The sequence below is a fragment of the Kosakonia sp. H7A genome, from assembly GCF_003028445.1.
GTDB classification, from domain to species: Bacteria; Pseudomonadota; Gammaproteobacteria; order Enterobacterales; family Enterobacteriaceae; genus Kosakonia; species Kosakonia radicincitans.
Genome location: NZ_PYTZ01000007.1, coordinates 147,952 through 170,632 on the forward strand (window position 1 = coordinate 147,952; position 22,681 = coordinate 170,632).

A 22,681-nucleotide genomic window follows, 5' to 3' on the forward strand; every position below is an offset into this window, starting at 1 on the left:
AAGGGTAAAAAAAGCGAGGAGACGGGACGCGCACAACGCGCCCCGGAACAACATTACGCGTCGAACGGATCGCGCAGGATCATGGTTTCAGTACGATCCGGGCCAGTTGAGATAATATCAATCGGCACACCAGTAAGTTCTTCAATACGTTTGATGTAATTCAGCGCCGCCTGTGGCAGACCGCTGCGATCTTTCACACCAAAAGTAGACTCAGACCAGCCAGGCATGGTTTCGTAAATAGGTTCGATACCTTCCCAGTTGTCAGCAGCCAGCGGCGTGGTCGTCACTTCGCGGCCATCCGGCATACGGTAAGCAACGCAGATTTTCACCTCTTTCAGGCCATCCAGCACGTCCAGCTTGGTCAGGCAGAAGCCAGAAAGGGAGTTGATCTGCACAGCGCGACGCACCGCAACCGCGTCCAGCCAGCCGGTACGGCGGCGACGGCCGGTAGTAGCACCGTATTCGTTACCCTGTTTGCACAGAAACTCGCCAATATCGTCAAACAGCTCGGTCGGGAACGGACCGGCGCCCACACGCGTGGAGTATGCTTTGATAATACCCAGCACGTAATCAACGTAACGCGGGCCAAGACCAGAACCGGTAGCGACGCCGCCCGCCGTAGTGTTGGAAGAGGTTACGTACGGGTAGGTGCCGTGATCGATATCCAGCAACGTACCCTGCGCGCCTTCAAACATGACGAAATCGCCACGTTGACGCGCCTGATCCAGCAGGTCGGAAACGTCCACAACCATCGCAGTCAGGATGTCGGCAATCGCCATCACATCATCCAGCACTTTCTGGTAGTCAACGGCTTCCACTTTGTAGAAGTTCACCAGCTGGAAGTTGTGATATTCCATCACTTCTTTCAGTTTGTCGGCGAAAGTCGCTTTATCGAACAGATCGCCCACACGCAGACCGCGACGAGCTACTTTATCTTCGTAAGCCGGGCCGATGCCACGGCCGGTGGTGCCGATAGCTTTCGCGCCGCGCGCTTTTTCACGCGCAACGTCGAGCGCAACGTGATAATCAAGGATTAACGGGCATGCTTCGGAAAGCAGCAGACGTTCGCGAACCGGGATACCACGGTCTTCCAGTTCTTTCATCTCTTTCATCAGCGCCGCCGGAGACAGCACAACGCCGTTACCGATAATGCTGGTGACGTTTTCGCGAAGAATGCCTGATGGAATAAGATGGAGGACGGTTTTTTCACCGTTGATTACGAGAGTATGGCCTGCGTTGTGACCGCCCTGGTAGCGCACAACATATTTAGCCCGTTCAGTCAGAAGATCAACAATCTTCCCTTTACCTTCGTCACCCCATTGGGTGCCCAGTACGACGACGTTGTTACCCATTTTTCAAAATCACCGTTTGCTTAAAAATGGATTCTACCACCGCTTTTTTTCAGATTCAGCACTTTTTCCGCGCAAAATTGACCAAAGACGCCCACTTTTCACTCAGCCAATCGTTTTCCTCAACATGTAGTAGATCACTACACCCGCAACCACAAGCCCACCGCCAAAACGACGCAGAAGATGGTCCGGAAGCAGGCTCAGCGAGGCAATCATACGCCGCCAGGCACGCGGATAAAGCATCGGGCCCATGCCTTCAAAGACCAAAACCAGCGCCAGGGCGAGCCAGATTGTCGAATTCATGTCTAATCCTTAAAAAACAAAACCACCGCCGAACTTTGGCGGTGGTTTTTATCATGAAAACCGCTGGCGCAAACTTAGCGTGTCGCGGAAGTCGGCGTTTTCATATAACGGAAGAAATCGCTGTCCGGGCTGAGCACCATCACGTCCTGGTTGCTATCAAAGCTATTTTCGTATGCGCGCAGGCTGCGGATAAAGGCATAGAAATCCGGGTCCTGACTAAAGGCATCGGCAAACAGTTTTGCAGCTTCAGCATCGCCTTCACCACGAAGGATACGCCCCTGACGCTCAGATTCCGCCAGTGTTTTCGTCACTTCGTAATCCGCGGCGGCACGCAGTTTTTCCGCTTCTTCCTGGCCCTGCGAACGGTGACGACGAGCTACCGCTTCACGCTCGGCGCGCATGCGGTTGTAGATCGCATCCGACACTTCTGCCGGCAGGTTGATCTGCTTGATACGCACGTCGATCACTTCGATACCCAACGCCGCCATACTGTTCGGGTTGATAACCGGTACTTTACCGTTGGTTTCAGCCTGTACACGCTCTGCGGCTTTCGCAATGGCGTCATCTGCTGCCGGCGTCGCCACTTCGTCTTCCGTCCCCGCAGAACCGGAGTTCAGCGCATCACGCACTTCCAGCGTCAGACGGCCACGAGAATCGGTAACGATGTCTTTCACATCCAGACGACCAATTTCAGAACGCAGACGGTCAGAGAACTTACGTTTCAGCAGTACCTCGGCCTGGGAGACGTCACCGCCGCCGGTCGCCAGGTAATAACGGCTGAAATCGCTGATGCGCCACTTGATATAAGAGTCGACAATCAGGTCTTTCTTCTCTTTAGTAACAAAGCGATCGGCCTGGTTATCCATGGTCTGAATGCGCGCATCCAGCAGTTTAACGGATTCGATAAACGGCAGCTTAAAGTGCAAGCCCGGCTCATAAACCAGCGGTTTATTTTCGTCGTCGCGCAATACTTTACCAAAGCGCAGCGAAATTCCGCGCTCGCCTTCTTTCACCACAAAAATAGAGGTGTAGAGCACTACCAGCACGATGATGATGATCGCGATAACTGACTTACGCATCGTTATTCCCCCTGACGCTGGTAGTCGTTACGCTGCGCGTTTACGCGGCGTTGGTCCATGATGTCTCCGGCAGATGGTGCCGGGGCGCTATTCGCACTGCTACCAGAGTTGGACGCAGGCGGCAGGCGCAGCAGGTTGTTTGCGCCACTGCTGTCACTCTTTGCCGCAGGTGCGCTCGCGCCGCCTTTCAGCATCTGATCCAGCGGCAGCACCATCAGGTTGCCACCTTTATCGTTAACCAGCACTTTGCGCGTATGGCTCAGCACTTTTTCCATGGTTTCGATATACAGACGTTCGCGGGTAATTTCAGGCGCGGCTTTATATTCCGGCAGGATCTTCGCAAAACGCGCCACTTCACCCTGCGCTTCCAGGACGGTCTGCGTCTTATAAGCGCGCGCCTCTTCGAGAATACGCTGTGCCTGGCCGTTTGCACGTGGCTGTACTTCGTTGCTGTAGGCTTCCGCTTCACGGATGTACTGCTGCTCGTTTTCACGTGCTGCAATCGCATCGTCAAACGCAGCCTTCACCTCTTCCGGCGGACGCGCAGCCTGGAAGTTGACGTCGAGCAGGGTAATCCCCATGTTGTACGGACGAATGGTCTCTTCCAGCTCACGCTGGGTATCGCTACGAATAACGGTACGCCCTTCGGTCAGAATACGATCCATGGAATATTTACCGATCACACCACGCAGGGCGCTGTCGGTTGCCTGGCGCAGGCTGTCGTCGGCGCTGGTAACGCTAAACAGGTAACGCTCAGGATCGGTCACGCGGTACTGCACGTTCATCTCAACGCGCACGACGTTTTCATCAGAAGTGAGCATCACGCCGGAAGCCGCCAGTTCACGAACCGACTCGACGTTTACCGCCGTTACGCTATCGATAAAGGTCGGCTTCCAGTTCAGACCCGGCTCAACCAAATGGCTGAACTTGCCGAAGCGCGTAACGACACCGCGTTCTGCTTCTTTAATGGTATAGAACCCGGTCGCAGCCCAGATAATCACAGCTGCTGCGGCAACGATGCCGACAATGCGTCCGCCCACCTGACCGCGAGGGCCAGAGGAACCAGGCGCGCCGCCGGTACTTTTACCACCGCCCAGACCACCGAGCTTTTTACTCAGTTTGCGGAAAATATCATCCAGATCAGGTGGCCCCTGATCGCGACCGCCTTTGTTTCCATTTCCCTCAGAGTTGCCGCCTGGTTTGCTGCTTCCCCACGGGTCGCGGTCCTGTCCGTTGTTACCGGGCTGATTCCACGCCATGTATGTGCTCCATATGTATATATCGTGCGGTGTATGCCCGGCCTCGCGGGCACCCCCAAAGGGGAAAAATCTTCAGGCTGCCGGTCAAACGACGTATTCTTCGAGTGCCGGTTCTTGTTTACAGAGTCGACGCCAGTCGACAATCGGCATACGCACCTGCATACCTACGCTGCCATCGTCTTCCATCCACTCTTTTTCTATTGCCTGAAGCTGGTAAAACCGACTTCTCAGACGTCCTGCCTGCGGTGGTAAACGCAACGTGTGCTGCGCGACTTCACCGGAAAGACGCTCTGTTAAAGCCTGGAATAACAGTGGTACGCCAATACCCGTCTGCGCAGAGAGCCAGACGCGAATTGGTTTATTCTCTTCATCCCGGTCGATACGCGGCTCAAAATCTTCCAGCATATCGATCTTGTTCATCACCAGCAGCGTTGGGATCTCGTGCGCTTCAATCTCTTCAAGCACCGTATTCACTGCATCAATGTTCTCTTGCACGCGCACATCGGCGGCGTCAATAACATGCAGCAGTAGCGTCGCCTGACGCGTCTCCTGCAAGGTCGCTTTAAATGCCGCCACCAGATCGTGCGGCAAATGGCGAATAAACCCGACCGTATCGGCCAGCACGGTTTCGCCGACATCTACTACGTCAATACGACGAAGCGTGGGATCCAGCGTCGCAAATAACTGATCCGCCGCGTAGACTTGTGCTTCGGTAATCTGGTTAAACAACGTGGATTTACCGGCGTTGGTATAGCCCACCAGCGAAACCGTTGGAATATCGGCTTTCGTGCGGGAGCGACGTCCCTGCTCACGCTGCTTCTCAACTTTTTCAAGACGCGAGAGGATCTGAGTAATTCGATTACGCAGCAAACGACGGTCGGTTTCGAGCTGGGTTTCACCCGGACCGCGCAAACCAATCCCGCCTTTTTGTCGTTCAAGGTGGGTCCAGCCACGCACCAAACGCGTCGCCAGATGGCGCAACTGCGCCAGCTCAACCTGCAATTTCCCCTCGTGCGTGCGCGCACGCTGGGCAAAAATATCTAAAATCAGACCGGTGCGATCGATAACCCGACATTCGCACAGTCTCTCCAGGTTTCGTTCCTGGGCAGGGGTTAGCGCATGATCAAAGAGCACGACGGAAGCACCCGCTGCTTTTACGGCATCCGCAATTTCTACTGCTTTACCTTCACCAACAAAGTACTTGGGGTGCGGTGCTTTACGGCTACCGGTAATCACCTGCATTGCTTCGACACCGGCGGAAGAGACCAGAGATTCAAACTCCTGGAGGTCTTCCATATCTTTGTCTTGCGAAAAATAGATGTGTACCAGTACCGCCTGCTCACCGGCGTCATAACGGTCAAACAAGCGTAAACCCTCATAAAATACCAGCGGGGAACACAGCTTAACTGGCTCCCCGATCTGGAAAATCAGCCGTCAACCTTATTCGGTTTCTTCGCCGTCTTGCTGTGCAGAGCCCTGCGCGTTGCTACCGTGATGGTAGTTACTGCTGGTACCGCCGCCCGCATTGTTGCTGTGATGAGAAACCGGACGAGATGGAACAACAGTAGAAATCGCGTGCTTATAGACCATCTGGCTGACCGTGTTCTTCAACAGAATCACGAACTGATCGAAAGACTCAATTTGCCCTTGCAGCTTAATACCATTCACCAAATAAATTGAAACTGGAACACGTTCCCGACGCAGTGCGTTCAGGAACGGATCTTGTAAAGATTGCCCCTTAGCCATTCTATCTTTTCCTTATATGCTTGTTTTGTACTTAGAACCCGAAGGTTCTGAAAACTGCGTAAAAATTCGCGCACGATACGACTTAATTGTACACATTCACCCTGCGATAGCACTAACAACCTGTAACACGTCACGGTAAGACTTTTCCGGCTTTTCACTCTCTAACCAGTGAACGCCATCCCAGCCCCGCAACCAGGTTATCTGCCGCTTGGCTAACTGCCTCGTGGCGCAAATACCTCGATAAACCATTTCATCGTATGTGATTTCACCTTCAAGATACGACCACATCTGGCGGTATCCCACACAACGAATGGAAGGCATATCCGTATGCAAATCTCCGCGAGCAAAAAGCGCCCGCACTTCTGCTTCAAAACCTGAAGCTAACATCTGATGAAAGCGCTGCTCGATCCGTTGATGGAGCAGTTCACGGCTCGCCGGGGCGATGGCGAACTGATGCACCTGGTAAGGCAGAGCGTCTCCTGACGTTTGCGTCAGATCCGTTAAAGTTTTACCCGAAATGAAAAAAACTTCCAGTGCCCGGGAAAGCCTTTGCGGATCATTTGGATGAATCCGCGCTGCGGCAACGGGGTCAATCTCCCGTAACTGCTGATGCAACGCTTCCCATCCACGCTCTGCCGCCTGTTTTTCTATTTCCGCTCTGACTTTTGCATCTGCTGATGGCAGGGGCGATAACCCTTCCAGCAGCGCTTTAAAGTAGAGCATTGTACCGCCCACCAGCAGAGGAATACGCCCTGCTTCGGTGATCTCCTGCATCGCCGCCAGTGCATCGCGGCGAAAATCGGCAGCGGAATAAGCCTGCGCAGGATCGAGAATGTCCAGCAACCGGTGCGGTGCGGCACGTAACTCTTCTGCGCTTGGCTTGGCGGTGCCGATATCCATGCCCTGATAGATAAGGGCAGAATCAACGCTTATCAACTCTACTGGCAAAACTTTACGTAACTCAATGGCTAACGCAGTCTTGCCGGAGGCCGTCGGCCCCATCAAAAAAATTGCCTTCGGCAGGCTTGCCTTAACTTCACTCATGTTTCAGGGCGTTCATCGCCGTTTGTAGCTCTACAGGTTGTAATAAACCATCTGGTGGTGTTTTCACCAGATGCGGACAAAGCCGTTCGACGTCGGCCAGCAGGGTAATCGCCTGCGCCACACTCCATTGCGGATGATCGCTCGCCAGATGACGAGCCAGCCACTGGGCTATATTCACCGCATCAATGCTTGTCTGCTGCGCCAGGTAGCCTATCAGAGCAGAAATCAAGATTTGTAAATTTTGTTGGCGCAAGGGTAAAGGCACTGCACGAATGGTCACATGCTGGCCATCCAGCAACAATTCAATACCCATTCCTGCCAGCACTGGCTGCGCACGCTTCAGCGCCGCACTCTCCTCAGTGGAGATTTTTAAACGTACCGGAATCAGCAGCGGCTGGCCGCATACCGGTGCATTATCCGGGGAGAGCTGCGCCAGTCGCAGCCAACGTTCAGCCACCGGCAACGCCAACAGTGCAAGGTTGCCATCACGCTCAAGCAAGGCAAAATGCGGCGCGATCAGCGTCAGCACGCGGCCAAAACTCTGGCAATGCCCTTCCAGTGCAGGAGCAACAGAAGTGACGCTTTCGGTTTTACGTTCAGCCGCAGGCGTTTCCAGCAACTGGCGATAGAGCGCTCCCTGCTGTTTCTGATACCCCGGCTGCGCATTCGGCCACGGTTGACCTGTAGCACTGTTGCCCCCGCGTGATGCGCCGGAAGCAGGTGATGAATAACGCGGCGCTTCGGGTTCCCGGGCAATGGGCGGCGCAGCAAACTGGTTGCGACCGGCCGCGACACGGTTCTCCGGCAATGCGTGCGGCGCAGGCTCATCTTCCAGTTGAAGTGGCGTTTCGAGTTGCTGTTGCAGCACGCTCAATACGCCCTGATAGATAAAATCATGCACCAGCCGCGATTGATGGAAGCGTACTTCATGTTTTGCCGGATGCACATTCACATCCACCTGACGCGGGTCAATTTTCAGATAAAGCACAAAAGCGGGCTGCTGATCGGCACCCAGCTTATCTTCACATGCCTGCCGAATAGCGTGGTTAATTAACCGGTCACGCATCATGCGACCATTCACGTAGCAATACTGAATTTCAGCAAACGCGTTGCTGGTGCTTTTAGGATCGGCCACCCAGCCATGCAGAGATAAATCGCCGTGCTGCCACGCAATCTCCAGCGCCTGTTCCAGAAACGCCGAGCCGCATATCGCGCCAAGCCGACGCTCTTTTGGTGCGCCTTCGGCAACGGCGCGGTACTGGCGTACCATTTTCCCGTTGTGATTCAGATTGATAGTGACGTCAAAACGCGCAAGAGCAATGCGACGGATCACTTCATCGATATGACCAAACTCGGTTTTTTCCGTACGCATAAACTTACGCCGCGCCGGCGTGTTGTAGAACAGATCCAGCACTTCCAGCGTGGTGCCAACAGGGTGAGCAGCGGGTTTTACCGTTACGTCCATATCGCGGCCTTCCGCGTAGGCTTGCCACGCTTCTTGCTGATCGGCAGTACGGGAGGTGAGCGTTAAACGGGAGACTGAACTGATACTGGCCAGCGCTTCGCCGCGAAAACCGAGGCTGATAATCGCTTCCAGATCGTCAAGCGAGGCGATTTTACTGGTGGCATGGCGAGCCAGCGCAAGCGCCAGCTCGTCTTTCTTGATACCGCTGCCATTATCGCGGATGCGAATAAGCTTCGCACCACCGCGTTCGATGTCGATATCGATACGCGTTGCTCCGGCATCAAGACTGTTTTCCACCAGCTCTTTCACCACCGACGCAGGGCGTTCAACCACTTCGCCAGCGGCGATCTGGTTCGCAAGCTGCGGCGGTAGAACCTGTATCGGCATGAAAAATATCCTTAGTTAAGCAGACCACTTGCAGGTGCTGCAGCGCTGGCCGTTTGCCCGCCTCCGCCCTGCGGCGCGGATTGCAACGGATGAGCGAGGAAGTAGTTACGCAGACCACCGTAAATCGCTTCGGCGATTTGCTGCTGGTATGCATCGCTGGCCAGCAAACGCTCTTCGCCGCTGTTGCTGATAAAACCGGTTTCGACCAGTACCGACGGAATATCCGGCGAGCGCAGCACGCCAAGGCTGGCATGTTCCGGGCGGCGTTTATGTAATGCTCCCACACGCTGAAGCTGGCTCAGTATGTTCGTGGCGACATCATAACCTACGCGCTGAGAATGGCCGAACTGTAAATCGAGCACCGCCTGGCTGAGATAGGGATCAGACTGGCTGTTCGCCAGCATATCGCCCGCGCCGCCCAGCAATTCGGATTGTTTCTCGTGCTGCTCCAGCCAGCCTGCCATCTCGCTGTTGGCGCGACGGTTCGACAGCACCCAGACAGACGCACCGGTAGCGTCACGGTTTGGCGCAGCATCGGCGTGGATCGAGACAAGAAAGTTGGCGTTCTGCTTACGCGCCACATCGGAACGGCCCATGACAGAAATAAAGTAGTCGCCGTCGCGGGTCATCACCGGTTTGAACATCGGATCGTCATTCAGTAGCGCACGCAATTTACGGGCGATGGAGATGGTGACGTTTTTCTCCTCCGTGCCGCCGGAACCAATTGCACCAGGATCCTGGCCCCCGTGCCCGGCATCAATTGCAATCACCACTTTGTCACCGGATACCGTGCGCGATTGTACCGCCGGACGCGTCACGGTGTTGCTGCTGGTAACGCTGGTGATACGGTCATTGTCTGATTTAAACGGATTACGTCCAGGCTGCGTCGGGCGCGGCGTAACAACGGGCGTCTCGCGCTTCGCCACCACTGGCGGCGGCGGCGGGACGTCAGCATCGATGGTAAATACCACCTTGTAACCTGCACCGTTTTGCTGTTTCACTGCACGGGTTTTGCCGTTCTGCGTCAGATCCACTACCAGGCGGATTGAATGGTTATCTTTTGCCGTACCTGCACGAATACTTTTCACCAGATTGTTGCCGCTGAACTGCAACGGCAATCCCTGAATAATGCCGGTCTGTTTGATATCCAGCGCCACGCTGCGCTTATCCTGTTGCGAAAACGCATACTCAGGATCGCCCATAAAACTGAAGGTGATACGCGCCTGTCTGTCGCCATTAGACACCTGAATATCGGCTAAACTTGCTGCGCCAGCGTGAGCACACGCCAGCAAAAGAACTGCCGCCAACCAACCTTTCACGCGAGAGATCATCCCGTCACCCTTCCTGTTAACCGGCCATACGCGCCAGCAACGACTCACCAGATGAGGAAACAGCACGAATGCGCGCCTCACGCCCCTGCGCCTGGTAATCTAAATGGATTTCGACATCCGGGTCAGGCAGTACACCCGCACCTTGTTGCGGCCACTCGACCAGGCAAATCGCGTCGTTGGCAAAATAATCGCGGATCCCCATAAACTCCAGCTCCTCCGGGTCCGCAAGGCGGTAGAGATCGAAGTGATACACCATCAGCTTATCGAGGGTGTAAGGCTCCACCAGCGTATAAGTCGGGCTTTTGACATTCCCATGATGGCCTAAAGCCTGCAAAAAGCCCCGGCTAAAGGTGGTTTTACCCGCACCGAGATCGCCATACAGATAAATCACCGTCGCGCCGTCGCAGGCCTGCGCCACGCGATTGCCGAGATCCAGTGTCGATTGCTCGTCAGGTAAAGGAATAACTCGATTAATCATCTTTTGTATCAACTACATCCGGGTTAACAACACGCAAAAGCGTCATAAAAAGATCGGTGGCCAGCATACCGCGCTGACCATATTGTGCCGCCTGTCTGTCGGCCGCTGCGCCATGCGCAACGCATCCGGCGCAAGCCGCATCATACAAACTGAGTTTCTGGCCGAGCAGCGCGCCAATAATGCCCGACAGCACGTCGCCCATGCCACCGCTCGCCATTCCGGCATTTCCGGCATCAATAATGCCTGCCTCACCAGCCTCGCTCGCCACCACTGTACCAGCGCCTTTCAGCACCACCACGCCAGCGTAACGTTTTACCAGACGTTGAGCAGAAAGTAAGCGATCGCTTTCGATTTCCGCCACGCTACAGTTGAGCAAACGCGCTGCCTCGCCGGGATGCGGCGTCAGTACGCGATTGTGACGTTTATCGGGATTGATTGCCAGAAGGTTCAACGCATCGGCGTCCCACAGCATCGGCTTACGAAAATTCTCCACTTTTTGCAGCGCTTTTTTGCCCCACTCTTGCTGCCCAAGTCCAGGCCCTATCACCACCACATCTGCCCACTCCAGGCTTTCATCCAGCGATGCCGCCGTCAGCTCATGGACCATGAGTTCCGGGCGGGCAGTAATAATGGGTGGGATATTCTCGCTACGCGTCAGCACGCGAACCAGACCGGCACCTGCGCGCAGCGCAGCTTCACCGGCCATACGGATGGCACCCGCCATGCCGTGATCGCCGCCAATGATCACCAGCCGTCCATGATCGCCTTTATGCGATGTTGGGCGGCGCGGTGGCAACCACTGCGCTAACTGGCTCTCATCAAAACGGGAAAGCGGCGCTTGCTGGCCGTTAAGCCACGGTTCAAGCCCCAGCGCATGGTGATGCAACTGGCCGACGACGTCACGCGCTTTGCCGGTCAGCAAGCCCGGTTTAAGCGCGATAAAAGTCACGGTGTGCTGCGCCTCAATGACTGCACCCGGTGTCGTGCCGGTTTGCGCATTCAGGCCGGAGGGGATATCCAGCGCCAGCACCGGCGCGGAATGTAGGTTGGCTTGTTCAATCAGCGCGGAAACATCGTCGCGCGGCGCGCGGTCAAGCCCCGTACCGAGCAAAGCATCGATAATTAAATCCACGTCGTCCGGCCAGGCGACATCCGCGGCATGAATGACACCTCCAGCATCAAGCCAGGCTTCACGCGCGGTTGCAGCCTCTTCCGGCAGCGGTTTGCTGCTCTCCAGCGCCAGCAGCGTTACGGCAATGCCTGCCGCCGCTGCCAACCGCGCAACAATATAGCCATCGCCACCGTTATTACCGTGCCCGCAAAGCAACAGCCAGCTACGCGTGTCAGGAAATTGCTCCCGCGCGACGGCAAACGCGGCTTCGCCCGCGCGCTGCATAAGTTCATAGAGCGTGATGCCGAGGCTGTCTGCCGCCTCACGTTCCAGGCGTTTCATCTCAGCCGTTGGCCAGACAGAGTGTGGTATACTTGCTGCGTTTTTCTTCATTTCTATGGTCCGTCATGTCACAGCCCCTCAATCTCAATGACTTAGCGCAACAAATCAAACAGTGGGGCTCTGAACTGGGTTTTCAGCAGGTCGGTATTACGGATACCGATCTCAGCGCCAGCGAGCCGAAGCTGCAAGCGTGGCTGGACAAACAATATCACGGCGAAATGGAGTGGATGGCGCGCCACGGCATGATGCGCGCCCGCCCCCACGAGCTTCTCCCCGGCACGCTGCGCGTCATTAGCGTGCGCATGAATTACCTTCCTGCACAGGCTGCTTTCGCCAGCACGCTGAAAAACCCAACGCTGGGCTATGTCAGCCGTTATGCGCTGGGTCGCGATTATCATAAGCTGCTGCGCAACCGGCTCAAAAAGCTCGGAGAACTTATCCAGCAGCATTGTGCTTCGCTGAATTTTAGACCTTTTGTTGATTCTGCGCCCATTCTTGAGCGTCCGCTGGCGGAAAAAGCCGGACTGGGCTGGACAGGTAAGCACTCACTTATCCTCAGCCGCGATGCAGGCTCGTTCTTTTTCCTTGGTGAACTGCTGATTGATCTTCCGCTGCCCGTGGATTCGCCAGTCGAAGAAGGTTGTGGGCGCTGCGTGGCCTGTATGACGATTTGCCCAACCGGCGCCATTGTCGAGCCTTATACCGTCGATGCCCGCCGCTGCATCTCTTATCTGACGATTGAGCTGGAAGGCGCCATCCCGGAAGCGTTTCGCCCGCTGATTGGTAACCGCATTTACGGTTGTGACGACTGCCAGCTGATTTGTCCCTGGAATCGCTACTCACAGCTTACCAGCGAAGAGGATTTCAGCCCGCGCAAAGCGCTGCATGCGCCCGCACTGATTGAGCTGTTCTCCTGGAATGAAGCGCACTTTTTGAAAGTCACGGAAGGTTCGGCGATTCGCCGTATTGGTCATTTACGCTGGCTACGCAATATTGCCGTTGCACTGGGCAATGCGCCGTGGGATGAGGCCACTATCCAGGCGCTCCGACAGCGGCTTGGTGAGCACCCACTTCTCGACGAACACATAGAATGGGCGATTGCGCAGCAAATTGAGAAACGAAATGCCTGCGTGGTGGAAGTACAACCCCCGAAAAAGCAGCGACTGGTACGGGTAGTTGAAAAAGGGCTGCCGCGCGATGCCTGAACCATCCACAGCCTGTGAATAAAATAAAAAACACATTACGATTCAACGTTCACAAAATCGTCAAGCGATCGAATTAACAGTTTGAAATATTATTTTATTTTTATTTTTCAGTCAGTTGAAAAGAGATTATTCACCTGACGAAGCGATAGGAATGTTGCGAATGAAAGTCATGCCTGTGGATAACTCTGTTCACAATAGTTTGACAGGACAATAAAAAAACGCCCCCAACGAGGAATCCCGCTGTGGATAATTTTTTATTGATGAAGATTTGGAGCGGGAAACGAGACTCGAACTCGCGACCCCGACCTTGGCAAGGTCGTGCTCTACCAACTGAGCTATTCCCGCATACTTATCTGGACAGGCTTGCTTGCCGTGACCAGTAAATCTGGATGGTGCGTGCCTTTCGGCATTTCAAATTTGGAGCGGGAAACGAGACTCGAACTCGCGACCCCGACCTTGGCAAGGTCGTGCTCTACCAACTGAGCTATTCCCGCATATTTATCCGGATTCAGCTTCAATGCCGAAACCAGTAAATCTGGATGGTGCATTTCAAATTTTGGAGCGGGAAACGAGACTCGAACTCGCGACCCCGACCTTGGCAAGGTCGTGCTCTACCAACTGAGCTATTCCCGCTTATCATCGATTTTTCAGCTAATTACGAACACTTTCCGCTAAAATTTCGTGATGCCATGTTGCACATTTCTGTGTCTTCACGGGAGGCGCATTATACGAGAAATCATTCCTGCTGCAAGCCCCCGACAGCAAATTTTCGCTTTTTTTGTTCAAGTGCTGCTTTAATCAACAAAATGCGCATTTTTCCAGCAAACCCGCGCCAGCACTGGCTTGCGGGGCAACTGAAAAAAAATCGGCCCCGCGCCTTCATTGTCTTAAAGCTTAATAAAATGCTCGCGATAGTACGCCAGTTCGGCCACCGACTCGCGAATATCATCCAGCGCCTGGTGAGTATTCTGTTTTTTCAGGCCTTCCAGGACCTCCGGCTTCCAGCGACGTGCCAGCTCTTTCAGCGTGCTGACATCCAGATAACGGTAGTGGAAATACGCTTCCAACTCGGGCATGTACTTAAACAGAAAACGACGATCCTGGCCAATGCTGTTGCCACAGATGGGGGATTTGCCCGCCGGCACCCACTCTTTAAGGAATTCGATCGTCGCCAGTTCCGCCGCACGATCGTCGAGCTGGCTGGCTTTAACGCGATCAACCAGACCGCTGCCGGTATGAGTACGCACGTTCCACTCATCCATTAACGCCAGCTGCGCGTCGGATTGATGTACCGCAATCACCGGCCCTTCCGCCAGAATGTTCAGATTCGCATCGGTTACCAGCGTGGCGATCTCAATAATGCGATCGCGCTCGGGATCTAACCCCGTCATCTCCAGATCGATCCAAATGAGGTTGTTTTCATTTGCGCTCATGCTATTTTCCACCCTTCTCGCGTAACTATATTCATCTAAAATTGCGTGTATCATAGAGGTTTTGCCCATCCAGGGCGACCAGGAGCCAGCACGATTGAGTAAAAATAAACTCTCCAAAGGACAGCAGCGCCGCGTAAAAGCGAACCACCAGCGCCGACTGAAAACGTCTGCGGAGAAAGCTGACTACGATGACAACCTGTTCGGCGAAGCGTCCGAAGGGGTGGTGATCAGCCGCTTTGGCATGCACGCCGATGTGGAATCTGCCGACGGCGAAGTGCATCGCTGTAACATTCGCCGCACGATTCGCTCGCTGGTCACCGGCGACCGCGTTGTCTGGCGTCCGGGTAAAGAAGCAGCGGAAGGCGTCACCGTCAAGGGCATTGTTGAAGCTGTGCACGAACGCACCTCGGTGCTGACGCGCCCTGATTTTTATGATGGCGTAAAACCCATTGCCGCCAACATCGATCAAATCGTAGTGGTCTCCGCCATTCTGCCGGAACTGTCACTCAATATTATCGATCGCTATCTGGTTGCCTGCGAAACATTGCAGGTTGCTCCGCTGATCGTCCTGAACAAAATCGATCTGCTGGATGACGAAGGAATGGCATTCGTCAATGAGCAGATGGATATCTACCGCAACATTGGCTACCAGGTGCTGATGGTCTCCAGCCACACGCAAGATGGCCTGGCGCCGCTCGTTGAAGCGCTAACCGACCGTGTAAGCATCTTTGCCGGGCAGTCCGGCGTCGGGAAATCAAGCCTGCTCAATGCGCTGCTCGGTTTCCAGGAAGAGCAAATACTCACTAACGATGTTTCTGATGTTTCCGGCCTGGGGCAGCACACTACGACCGCAGCGCGCCTCTACCACTTCCCGCACGGCGGCGATGTGATTGATTCACCGGGTGTTCGTGAGTTTGGCCTCTGGCATCTCGAACCGGAACAAATCACCAACGGGTTTGTCGAATTCCATGACTACATTGGTCACTGTAAATATCGCGACTGCAAACACGATACCGATCCCGGTTGCGCCATCCGCGAGGCGGTAGAAAATGGCGAGATTGCAGAAAGCCGTTTCGACAATTATCACCGTATTCTGGAAAGCATGGCGCAAGTAAAAACGCGTAAAAGCTTTTCTGAATCGGACGACTGACAACTAAGCTATGCGTCGCTAAAATCGTCCCCTTTTCAAAGACTCAGGCGCTCCGGCGCCGGGTCAGGAACGACAAAAACAATGGCCTGGAGGCTACCTTGTTAAACTCACTTAAACTTTCGCTTCAATACATTCTGCCTAAACTGTGGCTCACTCGCCTGGCGGGCTGGGGCGCAAGCAAACGTGCAGGCTGGCTGACCAAACTGGTTATCGATCTGTTCGTAAAATACTACAAGGTCGATATGAAAGAGGCGCAGAAGCCGGACACCGCCAGCTACCGCACCTTTAACGATTTCTTTGTGCGTCCGCTGCGCGACGACGTGCGCCCGCTCAATACCGATCCGAACGTGCTGGTGATGCCCGCAGACGGCGTTATCAGCCAGCTTGGTGCCATTGAGAATGACAAAATCCTGCAGGCCAAAGGCCACAACTACAGCCTGGAAGCACTGCTGGCGGGTAACTACCTGATGGCAGATCTGTTCCGTAACGGTAGCTTTGTCACCACCTATCTCTCTCCGCGCGATTATCACCGTGTTCATATGCCGTGTAACGGCATCCTGCGCGAGATGATTTACGTGCCGGGCGATCTCTTCTCTGTTAACCATCTGACGGCGCAAAATGTCCCTAATCTCTTTGCCCGTAACGAACGCGTGATCTGCCTGTTTGATACCGAGTTTGGCCCGATGGCGCAAATTCTTGTCGGCGCGACCATTGTCGGCAGTATCGAAACCGTGTGGGCAGGCACCATCACGCCACCGCGCGAAGGCATTATCAAACGCTGGACATGGCCTGCGGGCGAAAGCGAAGGCGCGGTTGCACTGCTGAAAGGCCAGGAGATGGGCCGCTTCAAACTCGGTTCGACCGTCATCAACCTCTTTGCGCCGGGCAAAGTGGCGCTGGCAGAGCAACTGCAAAGCCTGTCGGTAACAAAAATCGGCCAGCCGCTGGCCGTTTCTACCGAGCCCTTCGCGCCGGTAGTTACCGAACCGTCACCGTTGCCGGAAGCGGAAATCCAGGCAGAACACGACGCCAGCCCGCTGGTTGACGACCAAAAAGACCAGGGCTAACCCCCCGCACCACGGAGACTGATGTGCGCCTGATTATCGTTTTTCTGATGGCCTGGTGCCTCAGCCAGGGAGCCGTTGCAGCAACGGCTCCCGATGCCCGACAAATCACCCAGGAACTGGAGCAGGTTAAGGCGGCGAAAAGCACGCCGGAGCAGGCAGAAACGATCGAGGTGCTCCAGGCCGCGCTCAACGCCCTTGAGGAACGCAAAGGTTCCCTCGAACGCGCGCAGCAATATCAACAAGTTATTGATAATTTCCCCAAGCTTTCCCGCACCCTGCGCGCACAGTTGGATAACCTGCGCGATGAACCCAAATCGGTTCCCGAAGGGATGAGCAGCGACGCGCTGAATCAGGAGATCCTGCAAGTCAGCAGCCAGTTGCTGGAAAAAACCCGACTCGCCCAACAGGAGCAGGAACGCGCCAGAGAGATCAGCGATTCCCTGAGCCAGCTCCCGCAACAGCAGACCGACGCACGCCGCCAGGTTACCGAAGTGGAGCGCCGACTTGGCGCGCAAAACACCAACACGCCGCTGGCGCAGGCGCAAAACTTCGGCGCGCAGGCAGAATCCGCGAAGCTGAAAGCGCTGGTTGATGAGCTGGATCTGGCGCAACTCTCCGCCAATAACCGCCAGGAACTGGCGCGGATGCGCTCCGAACTGGCGCAGAAACAGAGCCAGCAGTTGGATGCGTATCTCCAGGCCTTGCGTAACCAGCTCAACAGCCAGCGCCAGCGCGAAGCCGAACAGGCGCTGGAGAGCACTGAGTTACTGGCGGAAAACAGTGCCAATCTGCCCGCCGGTATTGTCGAGCAGTTCCGCATCAACCGTGAACTATCGCAGGCGCTGAATCAACAGGCGCAGCGTATGGATCTGGTCGCATCTCAGCAGCGGCAGGCCTCCGGGCAGACTTTACAGGTTCGCCAGGCGCTGAATACACTGCGTGAGCAGTCTCAATGGCTCGGTGCCTCGAATATGCTGGGTGAAGCGCTGCGCGCGCAGGTTGCCCGCCTGCCGGAAATGCCAAAACCGCAGCAACTGGATACCGAGATGGCGCAACTGCGCGTCCATCGGATGCGCTATGAGGATTTGCTGAATAAGCAGCCGCAACTGCGACAAATCCGCCAGGCGGACGGCAAAGCGCTTACCGCCGAGCAGAATCGCATTCTGGAAGCCCAGCTGCGCACGCAGCGCGAGCTGCTGAATTCTTTGCTTCAGGGCGGCGATACGCTGATCCTCGAACTCACCAAGCTGAAAGTGGCCAATAGCCAGCTCGAAGATGCGCTGAAAGAGGTGAATGAAGCAACGCACCGCTACCTGTTCTGGACGGCGGATGTCAGCCCGCTGACCTTTGCATGGCCAATCGAGATTGTGCAGGATCTGCGCCGTTTATTGTCGCTGGATACCCTCAGCCAGCTTGGCAAAGCCAGTATTATGATGCTGACCAGCAAAGAGACGCTGTTCCCGCTGTTTAGTGCGTTAGCGCTGGTGGGTTTCAGCATCTATTCACGTCGTCATTTTACCCGCTTTCTGGAGCGTTCAAGCGCCCGCGTCGGCAAGGTCACACAGGATCACTTCTGGCTGACCATGCGCACCGTTTTCTGGTCGATTCTCGTCGCATCACCGCTTCCGGTGCTGTGGGCCACGCTCGGTTATGGTTTGCAGGAAGCCTGGCCCTGGCCGCTGGCGGTCGCCATCGGTGATGGCGTTACGGCTACCGTACCGCTGCTGTGGGTGGTGATGATTTGCGCCACCTTCGCCCGTCCAACCGGTTTGTTTGTCGCCCACTTTGGCTGGCCGCGCAACCGCGTTGCACGCGGCATGCGTTACTACCTGATGAGTATTGGCTTTATCGTACCGTTGATCATGGCGCTGATTATGTTCGATAACCTCAACGATCGAGAATTCTCCGGCTCGCTGGGACGGCTGTGCTTTATCCTGATCTGCGGAGCGCTGGCGCTGGTTACGCTGAGTATGAAACGCGCCGGGATCCCGCTCTATGTGGACAAAAGCGGCAGCGCCGATAATTTGCCGAATCATCTGTTGTGGAATTTGCTGCTGTGCGCGCCGCTGACGGCGATCCTCGCCGCAGCGGTCGGCTATCTGGCCACAGCGCAGGCGCTGCTCGCGCGTCTGGAAACCTCCGTCGCCATCTGGTTCGCCCTGCTGGTGGTCTACCACATTATCCGCCGCTGGATGCTAATTCAGCGCCGTCGCCTGGCGTTTGAACGCGCACGCCACCGCCGCGCGGAAATTCTCGCGCAACGTGCGCGGGGCGAAGAGGATGTGCCGCATCACTCCAGCACCGAAGGCGCTGCCGATATCGATGAACCGGAAGTCGATCTGGATGCAATCAGCGTCCAGTCGCTGCGGCTGGTGCGCTCGATTCTGATGTTGATTGCCCTGCTGTCTGTCATCGTGCTGTGGTCGGAGATCCATTCCGCTTTTGGTTTTCTGGAAAATATTCCGCTATGGGATGTCACTTCAACGGTGCAGGGAGTGGAAAGCCTGGAGCCAATTACGCTCGGCGCGGTGCTGATCGCCATTCTCGTGTTTATCATCACCACGCAACTGGTGCGCAACCTTCCGGCATTGCTGGAACTGGCGCTGCTGCAACATCTGGATCTGTCGCCCGGCACCGGTTATGCCATTACCACTATCACTAAATATTTGCTGATGCTGTTCGGTGGGCTGGTCGGCTTCTCAATGATCGGCATCGAGTGGGCCAAGCTGCAATGGCTGGTCGCCGCGTTAGGTGTTGGTCTCGGATTTGGCTTACAGGAGATTTTCGCCAACTTCATCTCTGGCCTAATCATTCTGTTTGAGAAGCCGATCCGCATTGGCGATACCGTAACCATCCGCGATCTGACAGGCAGCGTGACGAAAATCAACACCCGCGCCACCACCATCAGCGACTGGGATCGTAAAGAGATCATCGTGCCGAACAAGGCGTTTATTACCGAGCAGTTTATTAACTGGTCGCTCTCCGATTCCGTCACGCGCGTGGTTTTAACCGTGCCTGCGCCAGCAGACGCCAACAGTGAAGAGGTGACGCAGATCCTCTATACCGCAGCCGAACGCTGCTCTTTTGTGATTGATAATCCGGCGCCGGAAGTGTTCCTGGTCGATCTGCAACAGGGTATTCAACTGTTTGAACTGCGCATCTATGCCGCTGAGATGGGGCATCGTATGCCACTGCGCCACGAAATCCACCAGTTGATTCTGGCGGGCTTCCGCGAACACGGCATCGATTTGCCGTTCCCGCCATTCCAGATGAGGCTGGAGAGTCTCGACGGGAGACGCACAGCGCGAACGCTGACTTCCGCAGGCAAAGGCAACCGCCCGGCGGGAAGTTTGTAAGACGCGCGACTAATGGCCTGATGGCGCTATGGCATCAGGCCTACCGACCAGCGAATATACGGGACTTCCAGAGCAACTTAGACGTAGCCGCCACTCGATGGTACATGCCTACAAGCACCACTGATAGCGCAGGAAAAACCGCCACAGCCAGAATGCAAAAATAGAGAATAGTGTCAGGTAAAGTAACCAATGCCGCCGTTTTTTCCAGACAAGCAGATAAATAAAGGGAAAAAACAATGGGATAGTCATGACGACCCCAACATCGCGGGTATCGTCATGCTCAATATATATCATAAGATCACATATATTTTTAATACTGTTGCCATCAATGAGCCACTCTTTATCCTGAGCTGAAAAAAGGATGATAAAGAGAACAGAGAACACGAACCAGACGAAACCAAGTGTAAATGCTTTCCAGCGCATTTAATTCCCCCGCAGAATCCTCATCAGACTATCCTTCTTCTCAATTATCCTGCGACCATATTCACTATATGCCCGTTCACGTGCACCTGTCGGAGCATGAATAGAATCGATAAAGTCTTTTTTATCGCGACTAATACCACGATTATACCTTGATCCAGCCAATATTATCTGCTCATCGCTCAGATGGGAAGTATCACTGCCCGGATTGTCATAAAGAATGAGATCCCGGAGATGAAATGCAACGACTCTAATATTAAAATCATTATTAAGTAAACACTGAGAAAGTTTATATTGCTGAAAGAAACTTAATGTATCAGGTCTGATACCTATGGTCTCTGCTGCTGCCCGAAGTTGTATAGCGATCGAACCAACAGATGTAGAGTTGGAATATATATTATCTTTTTTCCCCATAACTATTTCTAAAACTTGCCTGGACTGTAGCACACCGACACTTTTAAACCTTTCTGGCGTACCACCAACTTCGGAAACAGCGATGCCAGCCAACAATAATTCAGGTATTTGAGCCTCCCTGGCAGACTTTTTAATCACCCCCCGGTGGTGAATCAACCAGGCAGTTTTATAAAGCCAAAGATATGCAGCCCCAGTACGATGATTCCAGTTACTGGGAAGCACATACCATCGAAAAAAATCGAACCCATCCCAATGAGGAAAACCATATTTATCTACTTTGCAAAAAATCAATGAATCATCCATAAATATTAATCATCCATTCACATTATTTGTTTTTAAAACAATTTAAGCATATACGGCAACGCAAATAAATAATAAACAAATTGGCAGAGGAATGATAATAAAAGGAAAATAGAATATGTATTAAATAAGATTTTTCAATGTACTTAAAAAAGAGATGAATATTACTTCAGGAGCGAACAAAAGGTGCGCTCCTGTTATGCAAAGCAATTACGCCCGGTCAACGGTAAACGCAATAACCTCAGCCAGGCTTTCCGCCTGCAATGCCAGCATCACCAGACGATCAACGCCCAACGCCACGCCGGAACAATCCGGCAGGCCGGCTTTCAACGCTTCCAGCAAATTATTGTCCATTGGCTGCTGCGGCAGACCACGCGCCGCACGCTTGCGGTTATCCTGCTCAAAACGCTGCTGCTGCTCGCGGGCATCAGTCAGCTCATGGAAACCATTCGCCAGCTCAATCCCTTTGAAATAGACCTCAAAACGCTCCGCCACGCGGTGATCTTCGGTGCTGATCTGCGCCAGCGCGGCCTGGCTTGCCGGAAAGTGGTACACGAAAGTCGGACGATCTTTGCCGATATGCGGCTCAACGCCCATGGCAAACAGCAGTTGTAGCAGCGTATCGCGGTCTTCTTCTGTCTCGGCAATATTGCTCAGATCGAGTTTTGCCGCCACTTCGCGCAACTGCGCTTTATCAGCAGAGAGCGGATCCACTTCCAGATAACGCTGGAACGCCTGCTGGTAAGAGAGCGATTCCGCTGCCGGGCACTCCAGTACCTGTTGCAGTAAATCGTCCACCTCATTCATCAGACGGTACATGTCGTAGTGCGGGCGATACCACTCAAGCATGGTGAATTCAGGATTGTGATGACGGCCCATCTCTTCATTACGGAAGCTTCTGCACAGCTGGAATACCGGGCCGCAGCCCGCCGCCAGCAGACGCTTCATATGATATTCCGGGCTGGTCATCAGGTAGAGATTGATCCCCTGAGAATGGCCGGGGCCAACAAAACGGGTTTCAAACGGGAACAGATGAACGTCCGTTACCGTTGCCTGGCTCATACAGGGCGTCTCCACCTCAAGTACGCCGCGATCGGCGAAGAAGTGCCGAATTTCCGCCATGATTGCCGCGCGTTTTAATAAATTGGGGATGGATGCGCTCGGCTGCCAAGTGGCCGTTTCGCTCATGGTACGTTCTCCAAATTCAGACAAGGGCACGAAGTCTACCCGCATCGATCCACAGAGACAAATTTTGCGCAAAAAAATTTCATTTATCTCGTCTATAAATAAAGAGGAAGTAATCAAGGATGATATTTATCAATATGAATGATGCATTGCCTTAAAGAACAGCAAAAAAATCGAACGCATCAAATTTCCCTTGGATCTCTGCGGTTATACTGCTCCTTACCCAAAAAGGAGCAGTGGAACATATTCGCAACTGC

Annotated in this window: 19 protein-coding genes and 3 tRNA genes; 4 read left to right on the forward strand and 18 right to left on the reverse strand. The window is 54.3% G+C overall.

Going from position 1 to position 22,681, the window contains the following annotated elements; translation table 11 throughout:
• Positions 1-53: 53 nt before the first annotated feature.
• From purA to nnr, 11 genes are all read right to left on the reverse strand, one after another.
• The gene (gene purA, locus CWM66_RS20865; protein ID WP_007372744.1) at positions 54-1,352 is read right to left on the reverse strand and encodes an adenylosuccinate synthase; all 1,299 of its coding nucleotides are present in this window, start codon (positions 1,350-1,352) and stop codon (positions 54-56) included.
• Positions 1,353-1,454: 102 nt separating this feature from the next.
• Entirely contained in the window at positions 1,455-1,652 is a 198-nt protein-coding gene (locus CWM66_RS20870) for a DUF2065 domain-containing protein (RefSeq protein ID WP_081120868.1), read from the reverse strand.
• 74 nt (positions 1,653-1,726) lie between these two features.
• Complete coding sequence (gene hflC, locus CWM66_RS20875; protein ID WP_007372742.1) at positions 1,727-2,731, reverse strand: protease modulator HflC; 1,005 nt, start codon at positions 2,729-2,731, stop codon at positions 1,727-1,729.
• A gap of 2 nt (positions 2,732-2,733) precedes the next feature.
• Positions 2,734-3,990 (reverse strand): FtsH protease activity modulator HflK, encoded by a 1,257-nt coding sequence (gene hflK, locus CWM66_RS20880; RefSeq protein WP_007372741.1) that lies wholly within the window; start codon positions 3,988-3,990, stop codon positions 2,734-2,736.
• A gap of 84 nt (positions 3,991-4,074) precedes the next feature.
• Complete coding sequence (gene hflX / locus CWM66_RS20885; protein WP_007372740.1) at positions 4,075-5,355, reverse strand: ribosome rescue GTPase HflX; 1,281 nt, start codon at positions 5,353-5,355, stop codon at positions 4,075-4,077.
• A gap of 75 nt (positions 5,356-5,430) precedes the next feature.
• Positions 5,431-5,736, reverse strand: coding sequence for an RNA chaperone Hfq (gene hfq, locus CWM66_RS20890; RefSeq protein WP_007372739.1), 306 nt, complete (start codon positions 5,734-5,736; stop codon positions 5,431-5,433).
• A 96-nt stretch (positions 5,737-5,832) separates the two neighbouring features.
• A complete protein-coding gene (miaA, locus tag CWM66_RS20895; RefSeq protein WP_007372738.1) occupies positions 5,833-6,780 on the reverse strand; it encodes a tRNA (adenosine(37)-N6)-dimethylallyltransferase MiaA in 948 nt (315 codons plus the stop codon).
• A complete protein-coding gene (gene mutL / locus CWM66_RS20900) occupies positions 6,773-8,632 on the reverse strand; it encodes a DNA mismatch repair endonuclease MutL (protein WP_107147188.1) in 1,860 nt (619 codons plus the stop codon). Before mutL ends, miaA begins: the two co-directional genes overlap by 8 nt.
• A gap of 11 nt (positions 8,633-8,643) precedes the next feature.
• Entirely contained in the window at positions 8,644-9,963 is a 1,320-nt protein-coding gene (gene amiB / locus CWM66_RS20905) for an N-acetylmuramoyl-L-alanine amidase AmiB (protein WP_107147189.1), read from the reverse strand.
• 16 nt (positions 9,964-9,979) lie between these two features.
• Positions 9,980-10,441, reverse strand: a complete 462-nt coding sequence (gene tsaE, locus CWM66_RS20910; protein WP_007372735.1) for a tRNA (adenosine(37)-N6)-threonylcarbamoyltransferase complex ATPase subunit type 1 TsaE — start codon at positions 10,439-10,441, stop codon at positions 9,980-9,982.
• Entirely contained in the window at positions 10,434-11,945 is a 1,512-nt protein-coding gene (gene nnr, locus CWM66_RS20915; RefSeq protein WP_071920077.1) for a bifunctional ADP-dependent NAD(P)H-hydrate dehydratase/NAD(P)H-hydrate epimerase, read from the reverse strand. The genes tsaE and nnr overlap by 8 nt, the downstream gene beginning before the upstream one ends.
• A gap of 14 nt (positions 11,946-11,959) precedes the next feature.
• On the opposite strand from nnr, the gene queG reads away from it, so the two are divergent.
• The gene (gene queG, locus CWM66_RS20920; protein ID WP_007372733.1) at positions 11,960-13,099 is read left to right on the forward strand and encodes a tRNA epoxyqueuosine(34) reductase QueG; all 1,140 of its coding nucleotides are present in this window, start codon (positions 11,960-11,962) and stop codon (positions 13,097-13,099) included.
• A 269-nt stretch (positions 13,100-13,368) separates the two neighbouring features.
• On the opposite strand, the gene CWM66_RS20925 is transcribed toward queG, so the two are convergent.
• The 4 genes from CWM66_RS20925 to orn form a co-directional block, all read right to left on the reverse strand.
• Positions 13,369-13,444: transfer RNA gene (locus CWM66_RS20925), tRNA-Gly, on the reverse strand.
• Between the two features lie 73 nt (positions 13,445-13,517).
• A tRNA-Gly gene (locus CWM66_RS20930) sits at positions 13,518-13,593 on the reverse strand.
• A 63-nt stretch (positions 13,594-13,656) separates the two neighbouring features.
• Positions 13,657-13,732, reverse strand: a tRNA-Gly gene (locus tag CWM66_RS20935).
• Positions 13,733-13,986: 254 nt separating this feature from the next.
• A complete protein-coding gene (gene orn / locus CWM66_RS20940; RefSeq protein WP_007372731.1) occupies positions 13,987-14,532 on the reverse strand; it encodes an oligoribonuclease in 546 nt (181 codons plus the stop codon).
• Positions 14,533-14,626: 94 nt separating this feature from the next.
• Here orn and rsgA point away from each other — a divergent pair, with 94 nt between their 5' ends.
• From rsgA to mscM, 3 genes are all read left to right on the forward strand, one after another.
• Positions 14,627-15,682, forward strand: a complete 1,056-nt coding sequence (gene rsgA, locus CWM66_RS20945; protein ID WP_007372730.1) for a small ribosomal subunit biogenesis GTPase RsgA — start codon at positions 14,627-14,629, stop codon at positions 15,680-15,682.
• Positions 15,683-15,780: 98 nt separating this feature from the next.
• Positions 15,781-16,749, forward strand: coding sequence for an archaetidylserine decarboxylase (gene asd / locus CWM66_RS20950; RefSeq protein WP_090398360.1), 969 nt, complete (start codon positions 15,781-15,783; stop codon positions 16,747-16,749).
• A gap of 23 nt (positions 16,750-16,772) precedes the next feature.
• Positions 16,773-20,105 (forward strand): miniconductance mechanosensitive channel MscM, encoded by a 3,333-nt coding sequence (mscM, locus tag CWM66_RS20955; RefSeq protein ID WP_107147190.1) that lies wholly within the window; start codon positions 16,773-16,775, stop codon positions 20,103-20,105.
• 108 nt (positions 20,106-20,213) lie between these two features.
• Here mscM and CWM66_RS20960 read toward each other — a convergent pair whose 3' ends face one another.
• The 3 genes from CWM66_RS20960 to epmA form a co-directional block, all read right to left on the reverse strand.
• The gene (locus CWM66_RS20960; protein WP_007372727.1) at positions 20,214-20,528 is read right to left on the reverse strand and encodes a YjeO family protein; all 315 of its coding nucleotides are present in this window, start codon (positions 20,526-20,528) and stop codon (positions 20,214-20,216) included.
• Positions 20,529-21,242: a hypothetical protein gene (locus CWM66_RS20965; protein ID WP_090398358.1), complete on the reverse strand. Its 714-nt coding sequence runs from the start codon at positions 21,240-21,242 to the stop codon at positions 20,529-20,531.
• 207 nt (positions 21,243-21,449) lie between these two features.
• Positions 21,450-22,427: an elongation factor P--(R)-beta-lysine ligase gene (gene epmA / locus CWM66_RS20970; RefSeq protein ID WP_090398356.1), complete on the reverse strand. Its 978-nt coding sequence runs from the start codon at positions 22,425-22,427 to the stop codon at positions 21,450-21,452.
• Between the last annotated feature and the right edge of the window lie 254 nt (positions 22,428-22,681).